A 19,812-nucleotide genomic window follows, 5' to 3' on the forward strand; every position below is an offset into this window, starting at 1 on the left:
ATGCCTGAACAAAACACCGCGTCGGTCGAGGGCGCACTGGCCCGTCTGGCCGCCGTGATCGAAAGCCGCAAGGTCGCCAATGGTGGCGACCCCGAGAAAAGCTATGTCGCGCGCCTGCTGCACAAGGGGCCTGACGCCTTTCTGAAGAAGATCGGCGAAGAGGCCACCGAAGTCGTCATGGCTGCCAAGGATGTCGATCATGGTGCGGACAAGGGCAAGATCCTCTATGAAGTGGCGGATCTGTGGTTTCACTCCATGATTGCGCTGTCGCACTACGGACTGACACCCGCAGAGGTGGTAGCCGAGCTGGAGCGCCGCGAGGGCACCAGCGGTCTGGAGGAAAAAGCCCTGCGCAAGGCCCAGGAACGCGCTGCTCAGGAAGGGGCGGCCAAGCAATAAGGAGGAAGCGCATGAATGACGATCGCGACATCATCGATGTCAACAGCAGCAGCTCTACCGAGGTCGAGGGCCTGAAGGCCTGGGGCTGGGTCAGCTATCTGCTGCACTTGGTCGTGGCCGTGGCAGCCGTGCTGCCGGGCGCTCAGGTCAGTGTGCTGCTGTTGCTGATTGCCGTTGTCATCGATCTGGTCAAGCGCGATGATGCGCGCGGCACCTGGCAGGAGAGCCATTTTTCCTGGCGGCTGCGCAGCGTGCTCTGGGCCATCGTGCTCTATGCGGTGACTTTCCCGTTCTTCCTGCTGGGCCTCCTGATCTTCAACCCTGCCTGGGTGCTGATCTCCATCTGGTTCCTCTACCGCATCGTCAGCGGCATGATCGCCATGAACAAGAATCGCGCGATCCAGTCCTGAGCTGCACTTGCCAGACACCCAAGCCCCCGCTTTACAGCCGGGGCTTTTTTGTTTTTGCAAGCGGTTGTGCTGCGCTGCAACAGATTCGGGGTGGCAGGCTGACACGAGTGCAGGGCCTGTGCAATGCTTGCTGTGCTGGATAAGCTCCACGACTTGCGCAGATTCGGATCGGGCATGGTGTTTTGTCCATGGATATGCCCGCTGTGCATTCTTTGTTGGCGTAAGTCCCAAGTCCCTTACTTGGTTCATCAACCCTCACAGGATCGTGCCATGGCTGCAGAGACTTCCCACACCCTCAACCTTGCCCTGCAGGGCGGGGGATCGCATGGTGCGCTGACCTGGGGCGTGCTGGATGCATTGCTGGACGATGACGGACTGATCTTCGAAGGCATCAGCGGCACCAGCGCCGGTGCCATGAACGCCGTGGCGCTGGCCCATGGCTTCGCGCAGGCGGCCGCGCAGGAAAAGAAAGTGGACGATGCCCGCTACCTTGGGCGGCAACTGGCGCGCCAGTCTCTGCGCGAGTTGTGGGAGGGCGTGGGCACCATGGGCAGCGTGGGCAAGATGTTCTGGGCCGCACCGTTGCCGGGCAGCAAGCAGTTCATGGGCGTGCTCAACCAGTTTCTGTCGCCCTATCAGACCAATCCGCTCAATATCAACCCGCTGCGGCAGCTGCTCACCCGGGTGGTGGACTTCGAGACGCTGGCACATCCTGAGCATCCCAGCGTGGTGCCCAAGCTCTTCATCTGCGCCACCAATGTGCGCACGGGTGCCGGCAAGATCTTCAAGGGCGAGCAGGTGACGGCAGACGCCATCATGGCGTCGGCCTGCCTGCCGCAGCTGTTCAAGGCTGTGGAGATTGACGGGGAGTGCTACTGGGACGGTGGGTTCTCGGGCAATCCGGCCCTGTATCCGCTGATCTACGAGACCCGGAGCAGGGATATCCTGCTGGTGCAGATCAATCCCAAGGAGTCCGATGTCTCGCCCGACACGGCCCGCGAGATCATGGACCGCATGAACGAAATCACCTTCAACGCCAGCTTGCTGGCCGAGCTGCGGGCCATCGAGTTCGTGGTCAAGCTGCTGGAGCAAAAGCGCCTGGATCCCGAGCGCTACAAGCATGTGCTGATGCACCGCATCGATGGCGGCTCGGTGCTCAAGCCCTTTGGCGCCTCGAGCAAGGTGCGCGCAGACATGGGCATGGTGCGCAAGCTGTTCGAGCTGGGACGCGAGCGCGGCCAGCAATGGCTGCAGCTCAACCGCGAGCACCTTGGCGTCAAGCAGACGCTGCGATTCAACGAGAATAAGGGGTAGCCTCCGCAAGGGGCGACGCCATTGCCTGCTTTCCGGCTTCCCGGGTCATGGGCAGGGCAGGGCGCCCGGAGTACCGAACCGTAGAGATACAAGAGACCATGCACGACCACGATTACGACGCCCATTGCATTTTCTGCCGCATCGCCAAAGGGGAGATTCCTTCGCGCAAGGTGTATGAGGACGAGGAGCTGTTCGCCTTCCACGACATTCACCCGGGTGCGCCTGTGCACTTCCTGGTGATTCCCAAGAAACACATCCATTCCATGGCCCAGGTCGGGGCCGAGGATGCGCCCCTGCTGGGCCGCATGATGGCGCTGGCTCCCAAGCTGGCGATGGAGCAGGGCTGCAACCCTTATCCCGATGGCGGTTTCCGCATCGTGGTCAACACCGGCAGCGAAGGCGGGCAGGAAGTGCACCATCTTCACCTGCATGTCATGGGTGGCCCGCGCCCCTGGCTCAAGGGCTGATCAGGCGGCGCACCGGGTCTGCACGCGGCGATAGAGCTGTGGGCTGCAGGCTTTTTGGGTGATTGATTCGTATCTGTCACAAGCCCCGTCTAAAATGGTTTGCAATTTCTAGGAGATTCTCATGGGCTCGTTTTCTATCTGGCACTGGGCGATCGTGCTGCTCATCGTGGTTCTGGTGTTCGGCACCAAGAAGCTCAAGAACATCGGCTCCGATCTGGGCGGCGCCGTCAAGGGCTTCAAGGACGGCATGAAGGACGGCGCGACTGACGCCGAAGCCAACGCTGCGACCGGCCAAGTGGCCAACCAGCAGGCTGCCGAAAAGGCCACCATCGACGTGGAAGCCAAGCAAAAGAGCTGATCGCGGCAGGACTGACATTTAGATGTTTGATATTGGCCTGTCCAAAATGGCGCTGATCGGTGCCGTGGCCCTGGTGGTCATCGGTCCCGAGAAGCTGCCGCGCGTGGCCCGCATGGTGGGCACCTTGCTTGGCAGGGCACAGCGCTATGTGTCCGACGTCAAGGCCGAGGTCAACCGCTCCATGGAGCTCGATGAGCTGCGCAAGATGAAGGACACGGTCGAGACTGCCGCGCGGGACGTTGAGTCCAGCATGCGCAATCAGGCCTCCGATCTTGAAAAGGACTGGAGCGATGCGACCAAGGACCTGCGCGACGACTCGAACATGACTTCGGCTTCGTCCTTCGGCTCCTATGACGCAGAAGGTGGCTACACCGGTCTGGACACGCACAGCAGCGTGGTGCCCGGCTATCGCCATCCGCGCAAGAACTGGCGCGTCAAGCGCGGTGCCGTGCCCCAGTGGTACAAGGCCCGTGCCGGGGTACGCAGCAAGGTCCAGTCGGGTGCGGCACGCGTGGCGCGCTTTCGCCCCAAGAAGTTCCATTGAACATGCAGCTCAGCAGCCTGCCGGCCGCAAGGTCGGCCATGGCCGGCCCCAGGGGGCAGGCTTGGCTGCCAGCATGTCGTCCTTTGCCCGTGATTCACGGGCGTTGTTGTTTCTCAAGCGTGTGGGGCCGATCGGGCTCCGGCGCGGTTTTGCACCATGTCCGAACCCTCTAAAGAAGACGAACTCGCAGGTACGGAACAGCCGTTTGTCCAGCACCTGATGGAGCTGCGTGACCGCCTGCTCTACAGCCTGTATGGCGTTTTGATCGGCGTCGGGCTGCTGATGTTCTGGCCGGGCCCCGACGGCCTGATCGACTTCATCGCCCTGCCCATCAAGGAGCACATGCCGCCCGGCGCCAAGCTGATTGCGGTGGGCGTTTTCTCGCCCTTCTTCGTGCCGCTCAAGGTGCTGATGATGGTGGCCGTGCTGCTGGCGCTGCCCTGGATCATGTACCAGATCTGGGCTTTTGTGGCACCGGGGCTGTACAGCCACGAGAAGAAGTTCGCCCTGCCGCTGATCATGTTCGGCAGCCTGCTGGCCTATGCCGGCATTGCCTTCGTACAGTTCTTTGTGCTGGGCAATATGTTCAAGTTCATCCAGCACTTCACGCCGGCCAGCGTGGCGGCAACACCCGACATTGCCTCGTACGTGGAAGCGATTCTCTCGCTCTACATCGCGTTTGCGGCAGCCTTTCAGGTGCCCATCGTGGTGATGCTGCTGGTGCGCTTCGGGCTGGTGGAGATTGAAAAGCTCAAGGCCTTCCGCGGCTATTTCGTGGTGCTGGCCTTTGTGATTGCTGCCGTCATCACGCCGCCCGATGTGATCTCTCAGCTGGCCCTGGCCTTGCCCATGTGCCTGCTCTACGAGATCGGCATTCTGGGAGCCGGCTGGTTCAGCCGGGTATCGCGTGCGCCCGATGCCGAAGAAGGCGCGGGCACGGAAGTGGAGAAATCCACGGACGGCCACTGATCTTCGGCCAGACTCCTGATAAAGCCCTTGAAGCGATTCAAGGGCTTTTGTTTTGATAGCTGTCGACGCTTTGCCTGTAAGCGCTTGAGTCGTATTTTTCGATGAGTCGTGCTGGCCCGCTGCGGCCTGCAACAGGCCGCGGCATGAAAAAAGCCAGCGACTGGCGCTGGCTTGTGGGCTTGATGGCGCTGAAATCAGCGTCGTGGGCGGCTCTGCTGCTGCAGGGTGCTGGCTGCAGGGCGAGCGCCCGGAGTGATGTTCAGCACCACTTCGCTGTCGCCGCGGCGCACATCGAACTTGGCGGCTTCGCCGGGCTTGAGCGAGGCCACGGCCGTCAGCAGTTCGGAGACATTGCGGGTCGCGGTCTCGCCCACCTTGACGATCACGTCGCCGGGGCGCATGCCGGCCTGGGCCGCGGGGCCGGCCTGCAGCACGCCGGTGATGATGACGCCGGCATCGGCCTTGACGCCAAAGGTCTCGGCCAGCTCGGGCGAGAGCTCGTTGGGCTCCACGCCGATCCAGCCGCGCGTGACCTTGCCGTCCTTGACGATGCCGTCCAGCACCATCTTGGCTGTGGAGACGGGAATCGCGAACCCGATGCCCATGCTGCCGCCAGAGCGCGAATAGATGGCCGTGTTGATGCCCAGCAGATTGCCGTTGGCATCCACCAGCGCACCGCCGGAGTTGCCGGGGTTGATGGCAGCGTCGGTCTGGATGAAGTTCTCGAAGGTGTTGATGCCCAGTTGACTGCGGCCCAGAGCGCTGATGATGCCGCTGGTCACGGTCTGGCCCACGCCGAAGGGGTTGCCGATGGCCAGCACGCGGTCGCCCACAGCGACCTGATCGGAGTTGCCCAGCACGATGACGGGCAACTTGTCGAGCTCGATCTTGAGAATGGCCAGATCGGTCTCGGGGTCTGTTCCTATGATCTTGGCCTTGGCCTGGCGGCTGTCGGTCAGCGTGACCTCGATATCGTCGGCGCCTTCCACCACATGGTTGTTGGTGAGGATGTAGCCATCTTGACTGATGATGACGCCACTACCCAAACCAGATTGCTCTTGCGGGCCCTGATCGCCAAAGAAGAACTGGAACCAGGGGTCGTTGGCCCGCGGGTGGCGAACCGCCTTGCTGGTGTTGATGCTGACCACGGCAGGCGAGGCCTTGCGCGCGGCAGGCGCAAAGCTGCCCGGCGCGACTTCACCCGCTGGAGTGGATGGAGCCTGCAGCAGCGAAACACCGGCGCTGCTACGGATATTTCCGCGCTGAAGCCAAGTGGGCTGTAGGGTAGCCACTACAAAATAGATAGCCACCAGCACGGTGACGACCTGCGAAAACAGCAACCAGGTGCGTTTCATGTAATGCGTATAGGTAGTAAGGGGAATAAGCCCACATTGTGAAGCATGGCCGCGCCAGGCGTCGAAGCGAACATTTGCTTGCACGCAATTGCATAACGCAAAGCTTCACAGATTGCAGGAGCGATGGCTATAGGACTGCAGGCATCTAAAGTTTTGCGCGTCCAGGAGCCATGAGTGAAAACCCTAGAATGTTTTTTCGACTGCGCTTACGCCGCCGTTACTGAAGTGACTGCCCACAAGGTGCTCATATTCGGTCTGGTGCGGCTTTGTATCTGAAGCCCGCCGCAATCGGTCTGCCACTGCACGTTGACCCGTGATCAGCGGCCTTATCCGCGCTGTCCTGCTGTTCGATCTAGGAAACACCATGACTACGCTTGACCACGCTGCATCGGCCAACGCGCCGGCTGCAGCGCCGAATCGTCTCCTGAACCGGGAGGACTACAAGACCCTGGGCTTATCGGCCCTGGGCGGAACGCTGGAGTTTTATGACTTCGTGGTGTTCGTCTTTTTTGCCAATGTGATTGGCAGCCTGTTCTTTCCAGCCTCGCTGCCGGAGTGGATGCGCCAGCTGCAGACGCTGGGCATTTTCGCGGCCGGTTATCTGGCGCGCCCCATCGGCGGTATCTTGATTGCCCACTTCGGCGACATCCTGGGCCGCAAGAAGATGTTCACGCTGTCGGTGTTCCTGATGGCCGTGCCTACCCTGGTCATCGGTCTGTTGCCGACTTATGAAACCATCGGCCTGGCCGCTCCCATCCTGCTGCTGCTGATGCGTGTGATGCAAGGTGCTGCCATTGGCGGTGAAATGCCTGGTGCCTGGGTGTTCGTGGCCGAGCATGCGCCCCAGAAGCGTTACGGCTTTGCGATTGGCGCACTGACTTCCGGGATTACCGGCGGCATTTTCCTGGGCTCCATCATCGGGGTGTGGCTCAACAGCACCTACAGTCAGGGCGAGATCCACGACTGGGCCTGGCGTCTGCCCTTCATTCTGGGCGGTGTCTTCGGCCTGGTGTCTGTGTATCTGCGCAAGTTCCTGCACGAGACTCCCATCTTCCAGGAGCTGCAGGCCCGCAAGGCCGCCGACCGCGAACTGCCGATCAAGACCATCCTGCGCGACCACCGTGAAGCCTGCGTCGTCGTGGCGCTGATGACCTGGGTGCTGTCCACGGCGATCGTGGTGGTGATTCTGTTCACACCAGCCTATCTGCAAAAGGTGTTCCACATCGAGCCGGCCATGGCCCTGAAGGCCAATGCCGTGGCGACCGTGACGCTGACCATAGGCTGCGTGTTCTGGGGCTGGCTGTCCGACAAGATAGGCACCAAGCTGACCATGCTCATCGGCTGGGGCGGCATGACGGCCACGGCCTATCTGTTCTACCTGAACCTGCCTGGCAACGAAGCATCGCTGATCTGCAACTATGCAACCGTGGGCTTTTTTGTGGGCTCCATCTCGCTGCTGCCCGTGGTGGGTGTGCGGGCCTTCCCGCCGGAGGTGCGCTTCACCGGTCTGTCCTTCTCCTACAACATGGCTTATGCCGTGTTTGGCGGCCTGACCCCGATGCTGGTGTCCGTGTGGCAGCAGGTGGATGTGATGGCTCCAGCCCACTATGTGGCGGCCATGGGCGTGCTGGGCATGGCCATGGGATTCTGGCCACTGGCCTGCAAGGGCTGGCAAGCCAAGAAGGCTTGAAGTCACTTGTTCTGATGAAAAGGGCAGCTCTGGGCTGCCCTTTTTACGTCTGTCAAAGCCTTGCTGGCTGGGTCTGCGTGCGGGCTTGGGCACAATCGAGCCATGAGCATTGAGCGAAACACCCTGTTATCCGTTTTCAACGGGCTGCTGCAGCCTGAACGTTTCAAGGACTACGGACCCAACGGCCTGCAGGTCGAAGGCAAGAGCGAGATTCGTCGCATCGTCAGCGGTGTGACGGCCAGTCGCGCCCTGATCGAGGCGGCGATCGAGTCCGGGGCCGATGCCATCTTCGTGCACCACGGTCTGTTCTGGCGCGGTATGGATGGTCGCATCACGGGCTGGCTCAAGGAGCGCATCCGTCTGTTGCTGGCGCATGACATCAATCTGTTTGCCTATCACCTGCCGCTGGATGCCCATGCCGAACTGGGCAACAACGCGCAGCTCGGTACGCGGCTGGGCGTGCAGGGGCAGGCCACATTCGGCGACCAGAACCTGGGCTGGCTGGCCGATGTGGACTTTGCCGATGCCACAGCTCTGGCCGAACATGTGCAAGCCGTGCTGGGGCGCAAGGTGACGCTGGCCGGTGCGCAAGGGTACAAGCCGATCCGCAAGCTGGCCTGGTGCACCGGAGGGGCGCAGGGCTTTTTCGAGTCCGCGATTGCCGCAGGCGCCGATGCCTATATCACCGGCGAGATTTCCGAACCCCAGATGCATCTGGCGAGTGAGATGGGCGTGAGCTTCATCGCTGCCGGCCATCATGCGACCGAGCGCTATGGAGCGCCGGCCGTGGCGGCCCATGTAGCTCAGGAGTGCGGGCTGGAGCACCGTTTCATCGATATCGACAACCCGGCCTGATCCGCTCCTGGACCTTTGTCTTTCACTTTGATGGCTGCAAGCACTCTGGAAGAGGGGGCTTGCGGCGACTCTGATGCCTATGTCCGTCATTGCTTCAACCCAAACCATCGCCATCACCCAGGGCGACTGTGCAGGCATAGGGCCTGAAATCATCGCCAAGGCCTTCCGGGCTGCGCCGCAGGCCATGCGAGGCTGTTTTGTGGTGGGCGAGTTGCAGACTCTGCGCCGAGCCACGGCACTGGCAGCTCGAGCCGCTGACGGCGATCAGGGCATCGCCCAGCCCGTGGTGGTGATCGATGAGCCGAGCGACGCCTGGTCTGTTCCGGAAGGTGCTGTCGCGCTGCTGAACCTGCCGGGACTGGCGGGGCCTCAGCCCTATGGCCAGATTTGCGCAGCTGCCGGGCAGGCCGCTGCGCAATGCGTGGTCTGGGCCGCGCAAGCGGCTTTGCGTGGCGAGATTGCTGCCCTGGTCACGGCACCCTTGCACAAGGAAGCGCTGCATCTGGCAGGCGTGACTTTCCCAGGGCACACAGAACTCCTGCAGGCCGAAGCGGCCGCCCATGCAGGCGTTTCGCTGGAGCAAATGCCGGTGCGCATGATGCTGGCGAACGACGAGTTGCGCACCGTGCTGGTCAGCATCCATGTCTCGCTGCGCGAGGCCATCGAGGCCGTGACCGGGCCGCAGATTCTGCAGACCCTGCGCATCACGCATCAGGCGCTGGGCAAGAGCCTGGGACGTACGCCTCGCATTGCCGTGGCAGGACTCAATCCGCATGCGGGCGAGGGCGGCATCTTCGGGCGTGAAGAAATCGAGATCATTGCCCCGGCGATAGCGGCAGCGCAGGCCGAAGGCATGGATGTGCAGGGACCGTTTGCGCCGGACACGGTCTTCATGCGGGCGCGAAATACGCCAGCCCACCCGGGTGAATTCGATGTGGTGTTGGCGATGTACCACGACCAAGGGTTGATCCCAGTCAAATATTTGGGTGTGGAAAAAGGTGTCAACGTGACCCTGGGATTGCCGCTGGTGCGTACCAGTCCCGACCACGGCACGGCCTTTGACATTGCCGGCCTGGGCGTGGCCGACGAGGCCAGCCTGCTTGAAGCCGTGCATATGGCCCGCAGTCTGGCGAGTTGATGGACTTCAACTGCTGGTTCACCAGCCGTTTATGCGTCAGGCATCCAAGCGTTTGCCGGATGGATTCATGCATTGTGTTGGGTCGCGCTGAATGCTCGATGCCATGAAAAAAGCCTGCTGGAGGTCAGCAGGCTTTTCGTCACTGGGTTGAACGCTCTCAGGCCTTGCGATTGAGGCTGTCGCGGATCTCGCGCAGCAGCTGAATGTCTTCGGGCGTAGTGGGTGCTTGCTCCGGTGCGGGCGGTGCCTCGCGCTTGAGGCGGTTGATCTGTTTGACCATCATGAAAATGATGAAGGCCAGAATCACGAAGTTCACCGCAACCGTGATGAAGTTGCCATAGGCAAAGACGGGAATGCCGGCTTTTTTCAGTGCATCCAGAGTGCGTGGAACTCCTTCGGGCATGGTGCCCAGAACGACGAACAGGTTGGAAAAATCCAGCTTGCCAAAGAACAGGCCCACCAGAGGCATGATGAGGTCGTTGACCACGGAATCAACGATTTTCCCGAACGCGCCGCCGATGATCACGCCCACGGCAAGATCCATGACGTTTCCCTTGATTGCGAACTCGCGGAATTCTTGCATCATGCCCATAAGCAGTTCCAGTCACTAAGAGTTTGAGATAGCGCAGTATTGCGTGACTTTGGCGGTTGTCAACGTCGGACTGGGGCTGGAATAACCATAACCCCACCGCTAGAATTTGCAGTTGACCCCAAATCAAGCGATGTACTTCGAGGAAATCCATGAGTGACTCTCCAGTCGACTCCAGCAAGCGCACGTGGATCATCACGTCAGCATGTGCTGGTGCCGTGGGCGGTGTGGCAACGGCCGTCCCTTTTGTGAGCTCCTTCCAGCCTTCTGAAAAAGCCAAAGCAGCAGGTGCTGCGGTAGAGGTGGATATCTCCAATCTCAAGAATGGTGAGAAGCTCACCGTCGAATGGCGCGGCAAGCCGGTGTGGATCATCAAGCGCACACCCGAGCAGCTCAAGGACTTGCCCGGCCTCGATGGCGAACTGGCAGACCCGACCTCGGCGCGTCATCCCGAAGAGTTCACTCCTCCCTATGCACGCAATGAAGCGCGCTCCATCAAGCCTGAAATTCTGGTGGTCGTGGGTATCTGCACGCATCTGGGCTGCTCTCCCACCGACAAGTTCGTCGCCGGGCCTCAGCCTTCGCTGCCTGCAGACTGGAAGGGCGGCTTCCTGTGCCCATGCCATGGCTCCACTTTTGACATGGCCGGCCGGGTGTTCAAGAACAAGCCAGCGCCGGACAACCTGCAAGTGCCGCCACATATGTATCTGTCCGACACCAAGCTGCTGATTGGTGAAGACACCAAGGCAGCCTGAGGGAGAGAAGAACAATGGCCCACGAATTCAAGCAAATCGACCCGAACTCCACGACCGGAGCGAAGGCCATGAACTGGCTGGAGAACCGGTTTCCGACGGCATTCGATGCGTACCGCGTCCATATGTCGGAGTACTACGCTCCCAAGAACTTCAACTTCTGGTACATCTTCGGCTCGCTGGCGCTGCTGGTGCTGGTGATCCAGATCGTCACCGGCATCTTCCTGGTGATGCACTACAAGCCCGATGCCGAAAAGGCGTTTGCTTCCGTGGAATACATCATGCGTGATGTGCCCTGGGGCTGGCTGATCCGCTATATGCACTCCACAGGCGCCTCGGCGTTCTTTGTGGTGGTCTATCTGCATATGTTCCGCGGTCTTCTGTACGGTTCTTACCGCAAACCACGTGAACTGGTCTGGATCTTCGGTTGCGCCATCTTCCTGGTGCTCATGGCCGAAGCCTTTATGGGCTATCTGCTGCCCTGGGGCCAGATGTCGTACTGGGGCGCTCAGGTGATCGTGAACCTGTTCTCCGCCATCCCCTTTGTCGGTCCCGATCTGGCTCTGCTGATCCGTGGCGACTATGTGGTGGGCGATGCGACTCTGAACCGCTTCTTCAGCTTCCACGTGATCGCCGTGCCCCTGGTGCTGCTGGGTCTGGTCGTCGCACATTTGCTGGCGCTGCACGACGTGGGCTCCAACAATCCCGACGGCATCGAGATTAAGGGCCCGAATGCGCCCAAGGATGAGAAAGGCCGCCCTCTGGATGGCGTTCCCTTCCATCCTTACTACACGGTGCATGACATCTTTGGCGTGACGGTGTTCCTGTTCCTGTTCTCGGCCGTGGTGTTCTTTGCGCCCGAGTTCGGCGGCTACTTCCTGGAGTACAACAACTTCATTCCCGCCGACCCGCTCAAGACGCCCAATCACATTGCCCCTGTCTGGTATTTCACGCCCTTCTATTCGATGCTGCGTGCCATCACCAGCGAGATGATGTATGTGCTGATTGCCTGCGTGGTGCTGGGTGCCGGCTACGGCATTCTCAAATCGCGCCTGCCCGGTTTTGCCAAGGGCGCCGTCGCCATCGTGGCCCTGGGTGCCATCGCCATGATGCTGTCCATCGACGCCAAGTTCTGGGGCGTGGTCGTCATGGGTGGTGCGGTCATCATCCTGTTTGCCCTCCCCTGGCTCGATTGCAGCCCGGTCAAGTCGATCCGCTATCGTCCCAGCTGGCACAAATATGTGTATGCAGTGTTTGTGGTGAACTTCGTCGTCCTGGCCTATCTGGGGGTGCAGCCTCCGTCGCCTATTGGCGAGAAGGTGTCGCAGGTCGGCACGCTGTTCTACTTCGGCTTCTTCCTGCTCATGCCCTGGTGGAGCCGCTTGGGTGAAACCAAGCCCGTGCCCGAGCGTGTCACCTTCAAGCCTCACTGAAGCAGGAGAGAACAAGAATGAAGAAACTGATTCTGACCCTGGTTGCAGCCCTGGGTATTGCCGGTGCAGCGCAAGCTTCTGAAGGCGGCATCCACTGGGACAAGGCGCCGGTCAACACCAGCAATACGGCATCCCTGCAAAATGGTGCCAAGATCTTTGTCAACTACTGCCTGAGTTGCCACTCCGCTGCCTTCATGCGTTTCAACCGCCTGAAGGACATCGGTCTGACCGATCAGGACATCAAGGACAATCTGTTGTTCACCACCGACAAGGTGGGTGAGACCATGAAGGCCGCCATCAACCCCAAGGAGGCCAAGGAGTGGTTCGGTGCCAATCCTCCCGACCTGACCGTGATCGCGCGTTCGCGTGCCGGCTCGGGCGGCTCGGGAGCTGATTACCTGTATACCTTCTTGCGTACTTTCTACAGGGATGACACCAAGGCCACAGGCTGGAATAATCTTGCCTTTCCCAGCGTAGGCATGCCGCATGCGCTGTGGGAGCTGCAGGGCGAGCGTCGCGCCATCTTCGAAGAGCATGACGACCACGGAACTAAGACCCAGGTCTTCAAGGGTTGGGAGCAGGTGTCTCCTGGCAAGATGAGCGCAGTGCAGTACGATCAGGCAGTTGGCGATCTGGTGAATTACCTGCAATGGATGGGGGAGCCGGCTCAGAACACCCGAACCCGTATCGGGGTGGGCGTGTTGATTTTCCTGGCCTTCTTCATCTTTATCGCTTGGCGCCTGAATGCCGCGTTCTGGAAAGACGTGAAATAAGCTTTGCCGCCGTGCAGAAGTTGTCTGCAGCCAAACCGTGTTAGTGCAGAGTGGGGTGCCGTGGGCAACCCACTCTTTTTGATTTTTAGGAGTCTCCACCATGATGGTGCTTTATTCGGGAACGACTTGCCCCTTCTCACACCGCTGCCGCTTTGTGCTGTTTGAAAAAGGCATGGATTTCGAGATCCGCGATGTGGACTTGTTCAGCAAGCCCGAAGAAATCGCCGTGATGAACCCCTATGGTCAAGTGCCAATCTTGGTCGAGCGCGACCTGATTCTGTACGAGTCCAACATCATCAACGAGTACATCGATGAGCGCTTTCCCCATCCCCAGCTGATGCCTGGCGACCCTGTGGATCGTGCCCGTGTGCGCCTGTTCCTGCTGAACTTCGAAAAGGAACTGTTCGTGCACGTGAGCGCTCTGGAAGAGCGCAACGTCAAGGGCAATGAAAAGGCTCTGGAGAAGGCTCGTGCCCATATCCGTGACCGCCTGACCCAGATGGCGCCCATCTTCCTGAAGAACAAGTACATCATGGGCGAGAACTTCTCCATGCTGGATGTGGCGATTGCTCCCCTGCTGTGGCGCCTGGACTATTACGGCATCGAGCTGTCCAAGAATGCTGCCCCTCTGCTCAAGTATGCCGAGCGCATTTTCTCGCGCCCCGCTTACATTGAAGCACTGACTCCCTCTGAAAAGGTCATGCGCAAGTAATTGCACATGAGCGCAGAGCGGGCATGTTGAAGGGCTTTCCTTCATCTGCCCGCTTTTTTGTCTTTGCAATCTTCTGGATTTGATTCGTCAGGAAACGAGATGACAGCCCCTGAAACGACTTCAACCCGTCCGTATCTGCTGCGGGCATTGTTTGAATGGTGTACCGACAATGGTTTGACGCCGCATATTGCCGTGCGCGTGGACCGTAGCACCCAGGTGCCCATGGAGTTTGTGCGTGATGGTCAAATCGTGCTCAACATCAGCTATGACGCGACCAGCGGCCTGCTGATCGGCAATGAGTATGTTGAATTCAAGGCACGCTTTGGCGGCCAGCCACGGGAAATCATGGTGCCTGTGGCGAACGTCATGGCCATCTACGCCCGCGAGACCGGTCAGGGCATGGCCTTCCCGCCCGAGGAGGACGAAGTCCCCGAGGATGGCGATGCGCCATCGATGGAGGATGCCGAACCCGACATGGAGCCGGATGAGGAGTCTTCGGCCGAGCGTGTGGTGCAACTGGTTCCCGTCAAGGCGGAAGCAGAAGCTTCCGGCGAAGATGATGCTCCTCGTACGCCGCCCCCCGCAGGTGGTCGTCCGGCGCTCAAGCGTGTGAAGTAGTCCGGCCAGTGTTTTTGCCGGTAGATCGGGAAATTTCAGGATTCTTCTTTTAGGGCTGAATTTCTACGCTAGAATTCAGTCTTCGCCGGTTTAGCTCAGTTGGTAGAGCACCCGCCTTGTAAGCGGTAGGTCGTCAGTTCGAATCCGACAACCGGCACCAAACAAATAGGTCTCTTCGGAGGCCTTTTTTGTTTTTCTGCCTCTAAAAAGATCTTGTCAGGCCTGAACCTTGATGCGGATGCTGTTGACGGCCCAGCCTTTGGTGCGCAGATGAGCCGCCATGGCCGGCAGCAATTGGCGCACTTTGGCCGCAGCAGCGTTGTTTTTCACAATCAGGCACCAGCCGTCTCCATCAATGGGGCCGGCCTGCAAGCTGGCGCGCAGCATGGGCGGAACCAGGGGTAAAACGGCTTTGAGCCGGTTGCTGGAGTCCTGAGTCAGTGCTGCCAGGCGCGCCAAAGTGGGAGAAGACTCCATGGCATTGATGGCAGTTACGGCGTGATGGCGGCGAACAATGGTCATGCGAGCGGCAAACAGTTGGGCAAGGGCAAGCCCGAGCTTAGCTCAGCCGGGAATGAATGCCGCAGTGCCGGCTATTTGCGCGTGCAGTGCAATCCCATACGTGCTCTGGAGTAGCGAAAAGCCAAGGCAGGCTTGCGCGGTTAGAATCATTTTTTGGTCCTGTCCCTGTTTGGGGTGCGTCAGGAGGTTTTTTCACCCATTTCGGGTGTGGCTCTTGACTGCCGCAGGGACGGCCCCATCTGAAGACCAACAATCAAGGGATTCTGGACACATTGCTTTGCGCAACAGGCAAAAAAGCAATGTGCCTTCGCACGCATGGCCACCAATTTCCTCACCAAACTGTTCGGCAGCCGCAATGACCGGTTGCTCAAGCAATACCGTAAAACAGTCGCTCGCATCAATGCGATGGAGCCTGAGTACGAAAAGCTCAGCGATGAGGCATTGCGCGCCAAGACGCAGGAGTTCAAGGACCGCGTTGCCAAGGGCGAGGCGCTGGACGAGTTGTTGCCCGAAGCCTTTGCCGTAGTGCGTGAAGGCTCCAAGCGCGTCATGAAGATGCGTCACTTCGACGTGCAGATGCTGGGCGCCATGGCGCTGCATTACGGCAAGATTGCCGAAATGCGCACCGGAGAAGGCAAGACGCTGACCGCGACGCTGCCCGTGTACCTCAATGCCCTGTCGGGCGAGGGCGTGCATGTGGTGACCGTCAACGATTACCTGGCCAACCGCGATGCCATGACCATGGCCCGCCTCTACAACTTCCTCGGCCTGTCGGTGGGCATCAACCTGCCCAATCTGTCGCGTGAACAAAAGCAGCAGGCATACAACTCCGACATCACCTACGGCACGAACAACGAATACGGCTTCGACTACCTGCGCGACAACATGGTGTACGAGCCCGGCGACCGCGTGCAGCGCGTGCTGAACTACGCCATCGTCGACGAGGTGGACTCCATCCTGATCGACGAGGCGCGCACTCCGCTGATCATCTCCGGGCCGGCCGAAGATCACACGGCCATGTACGTGGCCATGAACCAGATCGTGCCGAATCTGGTGCGTCAGGAAGGCGAAGCCGATCCCCGCACGGGCGAAGGCGTGACCAAGCCCGGCGATTTCACGGTCGATGAGAAATCCCATCAGGTCTACTTGACCGATCAAGGCTATGAAGCGGCCGAGCGCCTGCTGAGCCATGCCGGCCTGATCGCCGAAGGCTCGTCCCTGTACGATCCCTCCAATATCTCTCTGGTGCACCATCTGTACGCCGCACTGCGTGCCAACCAGCTGTACTTCCGCGACCAGCACTATGTGGTGCAGAACGACGAAATCGTGATCGTGGACGAGTTCACCGGCCGTCTGATGGCCGGTCGTCGCTGGAGCGATGGCCTGCACCAGGCGGTGGAAGCCAAGGAAGGTGTGGCCATCCAGGCCGAGAACCAGACCATGGCCTCGATCACCTTCCAGAACTACTTCCGTCTCTACAAGAAGCTGTCGGGCATGACAGGAACGGCCGACACCGAAGCCTACGAATTCCAGGAAATCTATGGCCTGGAAACCGTGGTGGTGCCGCCCAACAAGCCCAGCAAGCGCCAGGATCAGCTCGATCGCGTTTACAAGACCACCAAGGAAAAGTACGACGCGGCGATCAAGGACATCCGCGAGTGCTACGAGCGCGGCCAGCCCGTGCTGGTCGGCACGACCTCGATCGAGAACTCCGAAATCATCGACCAGCTGCTGACGCGCGAAAAGTTGCCCCATCAGGTGCTCAACGCCAAGCAGCATGAGCGCGAGGCCGACATCATTGCCCAGGCGGGCAGCGAAGGCATGATCACCATCGCCACCAATATGGCCGGCCGTGGTACCGACATCGTGCTGGGCGGCAATATCGACAAGCAGCTCAAGGCCATCGAGAGCAACGAGGCACTCAGCGAGACCGAACGCCAGCAGCAGATTGAGCAGCTGCGTGCCGACTGGCAAGTGGCCCACGACAAGATCGTGGCGCTGGGCGGTCTGCGCATCATTGCCACCGAGCGTCATGAGTCGCGCCGTATCGACAACCAGCTGCGTGGTCGCTCGGGCCGCCAGGGTGACCCCGGTTCCTCGCGCTTCTATCTGAGCCTGGACGACCAGCTGATGCGCATCTTCGCGGGCGACCGAGTCAAGGCCATCATGGACCGCCTGAAGATGCCCGAAGGCGAAGCCATCGAGGCCGGCATCGTGACCCGCTCCATCGAGTCGGCGCAGCGCAAGGTCGAAGCACGCAACTTCGACATGCGCAAGCAACTGCTCGAATATGACGACGTGGCCAACGACCAGCGCAAGGTGATCTACCAGCAGCGCAACGACATTCTGGATTCCACAGACCTGAACGGCATGCTGGCCGCCATGCGCGAGGACGTGATCACCGACCTGGTGCGTCAGTACGTGCCGGCCGAGTCCATGGAAGAGCAGTGGGATGTGCCCGGCCTGGAGAAGGCGCTGGCCAGCGAGTGGCAGATCGATCTTTCCTTGCAGCAGGACGTGGCGGGTTCCGAATCCATCACCGACGAAGACATTCTGGAGAAGGTTGTCAAGGCGGCCCACGATCTGTTCGACGCCAAGGTGGCCCTGATCGGCCAGGAGAACTTCACGCAATTCCAGCGCGCCGTGCTGCTGCAGAGCTTCGACACCAACTGGCGCGATCACCTGGCCGCGCTGGACTATCTGCGCCAGGGCATTCACCTGCGCGGCTATGCCCAGAAGCAGCCCAAGCAGGAATACAAGCGCGAGGCTTTCGAGCTGTTCCGCCAGCTGATCGATCAGGTCAAGACCGAAGTCACCCGCGTGCTGATGACGGTCCAGGTCCGCTCGCGCGAGGAGATGGACGAAGCCGCCGTCGCCATGAACGAGCGCGGTGCGCAGAGCCTGGAGCACATGAGCTATGCCTCGCCCTCGGAAACCGAAGGCATGAGCATAGAGGACGACGTGATGCTGGCCGAGGAGCCTCTGGCCATGCCCGAGGGCGTGCATGTGGGCCGCAACGACCCTTGCCCTTGCGGCAGCGGCAAGAAGTTCAAGCTTTGCCACGGCAAGCTGTCGTAACCCCCTGAGCGGCTTTGCCGCTTCCCCCGGAGGGGGACGACGCCATCGCCTGGGCGGCCCCGCTGCGAGGCGGCTCTTGCTTGGCGTCCCTGACTTGGGCCAGCTCTTTGGCGGAGCGTAATCACAACACGGGCTTCGGCCCGTGTTTGCATTGGTGCGTTGGCTTTTTACTCGGACAATGCCAGTAAAGCCTGAGGTCGGCTTGATTGTTCCGATAATGGGGAACGTTTTGCTTGCAGCCCGAACTTGCCCCGCGGACTGTGAATCAGTGGCGTGCTCCAGGCGAGAGACATCGAGCAAGAGCCGTCCCGCAGCGAGGATGTCGTCCCCCTCCCGCTAGGCGAGAGAGGGGGAAGCCGCGCAGCGGCTCAGGGGGTGTTTTCCACTTTTCTAGGAACATACAGAAATGTCCGTGAATCTTTCCGCTCCCGTCGCCGCTGATCTGCTGGCGATCAATGGCGTTCGCATTGGCGTTACCGAAGCCGGCGTGCGCAAGGCCAATCGCAAGGACCTGACGGTGTTCCTGCTCGACGAAGGCGCCTCGGTGGCGGGCGTGTTTACCCAGAACCGTTTCTGCGCCGCTCCCGTGCAGATCTGCCGCGAGCATCTGGCGGCCGGCACCGGCATCCGCGCCATGGTCATCAACACCGGCAATGCCAATGCCGGCACCGGCGCCGCCGGTCTGGCCAATGCCCGTGCCACCTGCGCGGCTCTGGCCAAGGAGCTGGATCTGAACGCGGGCCAGATCCTGCCTTTTTCCACCGGCGTGATCATGGAGGAGCTGCCTGTTGACCGCATCGTGGCGGGCATGCCCAAGGCCATCGCTGCCGCCAAGGCTGATAACTGGGCCACGGCTGCCGAAGGCATCATGACCACCGACACCTTGCCCAAGGCCTTCAGCCGCAGCGTCAGCATTGGCGGCAAGACGGTTGCCATCACCGGCATCAGCAAGGGCGCGGGCATGATCCGCCCCAATATGGCGACCATGCTGGGCTTTCTGGCTACCGATGCGGCGATCGCACCCGAGCTGCTGCAGCCTCTGGTCAAGGAGCTGGCCGACGGCTCCTTCAACCGCGTGACCATTGATGGCGACACCTCCACCAATGACTCGTTCGTGCTGATCGCCACCCACAAGGCAGGCAACGCCCAGATCAAGGCGCTCTCCAGCGCCGAAGGCGAGCAGCTCAAGGCCGCATTGCTGGAAGTGGCGCAAAAACTCGCGCAAGCGATTGTTCGCGATGGCGAGGGTGCCACCAAGTTCATCAGCGTCAAGGTCGAGGGCGGCAAGAATGAGGAAGAGTGCCGCCTGGTTGCTTACTCCATTGCCCACTCGCCCCTGGTCAAGACGGCCTTTTTTGCTTCCGACCCCAACCTGGGCCGTATCCTGGCCGCTGTGGGCTATGCCGGCATTGCCGACCTGGACCAGACCAAGATCGATCTGTACCTGGACGATGTGCATGTGGTGGTCGACGGCGGCCGCAATCCTTCCTACAAGGAAGAAGACGGCCAGCGCGTGATGAAGCAGCAGGAGATCGTGGTGCGCGTGGTGCTGGGTCGTGGCGATGCCGCACAGACGGTGTGGACCTGCGATCTGAGTCACGAATATGTGACGATCAATGCGGATTATCGTTCCTAGTCACCCCCTGAGCGGCTTTGCCGCTTCCCCCTCTCTGGCGCTTTGCGCCGGAGGGGGACGACAGCATCGCTGCGCGGCGGCGCTTGCTCGCTGTCTCTGGCTTAGGGCGTGCCAGTTTTAAGCGTTGCTGGTGCTGCAAATTCAGAAGCTTCTAGCGCTTGTCTGTATTGGGTTTTCAGTGCTTTATGTGCTGAAACCAA

At 60.5% G+C, this 19,812-nt stretch carries 20 protein-coding genes and 1 tRNA gene; 18 read left to right on the forward strand and 3 right to left on the reverse strand.

Annotated elements, in window-relative coordinates:
* From CTR2_RS03800 to tatC, 7 genes are all read left to right on the forward strand, one after another.
* Positions 1–399 (forward strand): phosphoribosyl-ATP diphosphatase, encoded by a 399-nt coding sequence (locus CTR2_RS03800; RefSeq protein WP_087085021.1) that lies wholly within the window; start codon positions 1–3, stop codon positions 397–399.
* 11 nt (positions 400–410) lie between these two features.
* Positions 411–809 (forward strand): DUF4870 family protein, encoded by a 399-nt coding sequence (locus CTR2_RS03805; protein ID WP_087085020.1) that lies wholly within the window; start codon positions 411–413, stop codon positions 807–809.
* A gap of 270 nt (positions 810–1,079) precedes the next feature.
* Positions 1,080–2,123: a patatin-like phospholipase family protein gene (locus CTR2_RS03810; protein WP_087085019.1), complete on the forward strand. Its 1,044-nt coding sequence runs from the start codon at positions 1,080–1,082 to the stop codon at positions 2,121–2,123.
* A gap of 98 nt (positions 2,124–2,221) precedes the next feature.
* On the forward strand, positions 2,222–2,590 hold the full coding sequence (locus CTR2_RS03815; protein WP_087085018.1) for a histidine triad nucleotide-binding protein: 369 nt from the start codon (positions 2,222–2,224) through the stop codon (positions 2,588–2,590).
* A 121-nt stretch (positions 2,591–2,711) separates the two neighbouring features.
* Positions 2,712–2,948 carry a Sec-independent protein translocase subunit TatA gene (gene tatA, locus CTR2_RS03820; protein WP_087085017.1) on the forward strand — a complete coding sequence of 79 codons (237 nt, stop codon included), beginning with the start codon at positions 2,712–2,714 and terminating at the stop codon, positions 2,946–2,948.
* A 22-nt stretch (positions 2,949–2,970) separates the two neighbouring features.
* Positions 2,971–3,492 (forward strand): Sec-independent protein translocase protein TatB, encoded by a 522-nt coding sequence (gene tatB, locus CTR2_RS03825; RefSeq protein ID WP_087085016.1) that lies wholly within the window; start codon positions 2,971–2,973, stop codon positions 3,490–3,492.
* A gap of 156 nt (positions 3,493–3,648) precedes the next feature.
* Positions 3,649–4,461: a twin-arginine translocase subunit TatC gene (tatC, locus tag CTR2_RS03830; protein WP_087085015.1), complete on the forward strand. Its 813-nt coding sequence runs from the start codon at positions 3,649–3,651 to the stop codon at positions 4,459–4,461.
* A 194-nt stretch (positions 4,462–4,655) separates the two neighbouring features.
* On the opposite strand, the gene CTR2_RS03835 is transcribed toward tatC, so the two are convergent.
* Entirely contained in the window at positions 4,656–5,816 is a 1,161-nt protein-coding gene (locus CTR2_RS03835; RefSeq protein WP_003074040.1) for a Do family serine endopeptidase, read from the reverse strand.
* A gap of 364 nt (positions 5,817–6,180) precedes the next feature.
* On the opposite strand from CTR2_RS03835, the gene CTR2_RS03840 reads away from it, so the two are divergent.
* From CTR2_RS03840 to pdxA, 3 genes are all read left to right on the forward strand, one after another.
* Positions 6,181–7,506 carry an MFS transporter gene (locus CTR2_RS03840; protein ID WP_087085014.1) on the forward strand — a complete coding sequence of 442 codons (1,326 nt, stop codon included), beginning with the start codon at positions 6,181–6,183 and terminating at the stop codon, positions 7,504–7,506.
* 102 nt (positions 7,507–7,608) lie between these two features.
* Positions 7,609–8,361 carry a Nif3-like dinuclear metal center hexameric protein gene (locus CTR2_RS03845; protein WP_087085013.1) on the forward strand — a complete coding sequence of 251 codons (753 nt, stop codon included), beginning with the start codon at positions 7,609–7,611 and terminating at the stop codon, positions 8,359–8,361.
* A 79-nt stretch (positions 8,362–8,440) separates the two neighbouring features.
* Entirely contained in the window at positions 8,441–9,499 is a 1,059-nt protein-coding gene (gene pdxA / locus CTR2_RS03850; RefSeq protein ID WP_087085012.1) for a 4-hydroxythreonine-4-phosphate dehydrogenase PdxA, read from the forward strand.
* Positions 9,500–9,656: 157 nt separating this feature from the next.
* On the opposite strand, the gene mscL is transcribed toward pdxA, so the two are convergent.
* A complete protein-coding gene (mscL, locus tag CTR2_RS03855) occupies positions 9,657–10,091 on the reverse strand; it encodes a large conductance mechanosensitive channel protein MscL (RefSeq protein WP_087085011.1) in 435 nt (144 codons plus the stop codon).
* A gap of 149 nt (positions 10,092–10,240) precedes the next feature.
* On the opposite strand from mscL, the gene petA reads away from it, so the two are divergent.
* The 6 genes from petA (at position 10,241) to CTR2_RS03885 (ending at position 14,536) form a co-directional block, all read left to right on the forward strand.
* Positions 10,241–10,843 (forward strand): ubiquinol-cytochrome c reductase iron-sulfur subunit, encoded by a 603-nt coding sequence (petA, locus tag CTR2_RS03860; RefSeq protein ID WP_087085010.1) that lies wholly within the window; start codon positions 10,241–10,243, stop codon positions 10,841–10,843.
* A 14-nt stretch (positions 10,844–10,857) separates the two neighbouring features.
* Positions 10,858–12,273, forward strand: coding sequence for a cytochrome b (locus CTR2_RS03865; protein ID WP_087085009.1), 1,416 nt, complete (start codon positions 10,858–10,860; stop codon positions 12,271–12,273).
* Between the two features lie 17 nt (positions 12,274–12,290).
* A complete protein-coding gene (locus CTR2_RS03870; protein ID WP_087085008.1) occupies positions 12,291–13,046 on the forward strand; it encodes a cytochrome c1 in 756 nt (251 codons plus the stop codon).
* A 100-nt stretch (positions 13,047–13,146) separates the two neighbouring features.
* Positions 13,147–13,758, forward strand: a complete 612-nt coding sequence (locus CTR2_RS03875; protein WP_003058564.1) for a glutathione S-transferase N-terminal domain-containing protein — start codon at positions 13,147–13,149, stop codon at positions 13,756–13,758.
* Between the two features lie 99 nt (positions 13,759–13,857).
* Positions 13,858–14,376 (forward strand): ClpXP protease specificity-enhancing factor, encoded by a 519-nt coding sequence (locus CTR2_RS03880; RefSeq protein WP_087085007.1) that lies wholly within the window; start codon positions 13,858–13,860, stop codon positions 14,374–14,376.
* 84 nt (positions 14,377–14,460) lie between these two features.
* A tRNA-Thr gene (locus CTR2_RS03885) sits at positions 14,461–14,536 on the forward strand.
* 56 nt (positions 14,537–14,592) lie between these two features.
* On the opposite strand, the gene CTR2_RS03890 is transcribed toward CTR2_RS03885, so the two are convergent.
* The gene (locus CTR2_RS03890; protein WP_087085006.1) at positions 14,593–14,898 is read right to left on the reverse strand and encodes a hypothetical protein; all 306 of its coding nucleotides are present in this window, start codon (positions 14,896–14,898) and stop codon (positions 14,593–14,595) included.
* Positions 14,899–15,213: 315 nt separating this feature from the next.
* Here CTR2_RS03890 and secA point away from each other — a divergent pair, with 315 nt between their 5' ends.
* Both secA and argJ read left to right on the forward strand, forming a co-directional pair.
* On the forward strand, positions 15,214–17,976 hold the full coding sequence (secA, locus tag CTR2_RS03895; protein ID WP_087085005.1) for a preprotein translocase subunit SecA: 2,763 nt from the start codon (positions 15,214–15,216) through the stop codon (positions 17,974–17,976).
* A gap of 406 nt (positions 17,977–18,382) precedes the next feature.
* Positions 18,383–19,612: a bifunctional glutamate N-acetyltransferase/amino-acid acetyltransferase ArgJ gene (gene argJ, locus CTR2_RS03900; RefSeq protein ID WP_087085004.1), complete on the forward strand. Its 1,230-nt coding sequence runs from the start codon at positions 18,383–18,385 to the stop codon at positions 19,610–19,612.
* Positions 19,613–19,812 lie beyond the last annotated feature (200 nt).

This window comes from Comamonas thiooxydans (assembly GCF_002157685.2).
Lineage (GTDB): Bacteria > Pseudomonadota > Gammaproteobacteria > Burkholderiales > Burkholderiaceae_C > Comamonas > Comamonas testosteroni_H.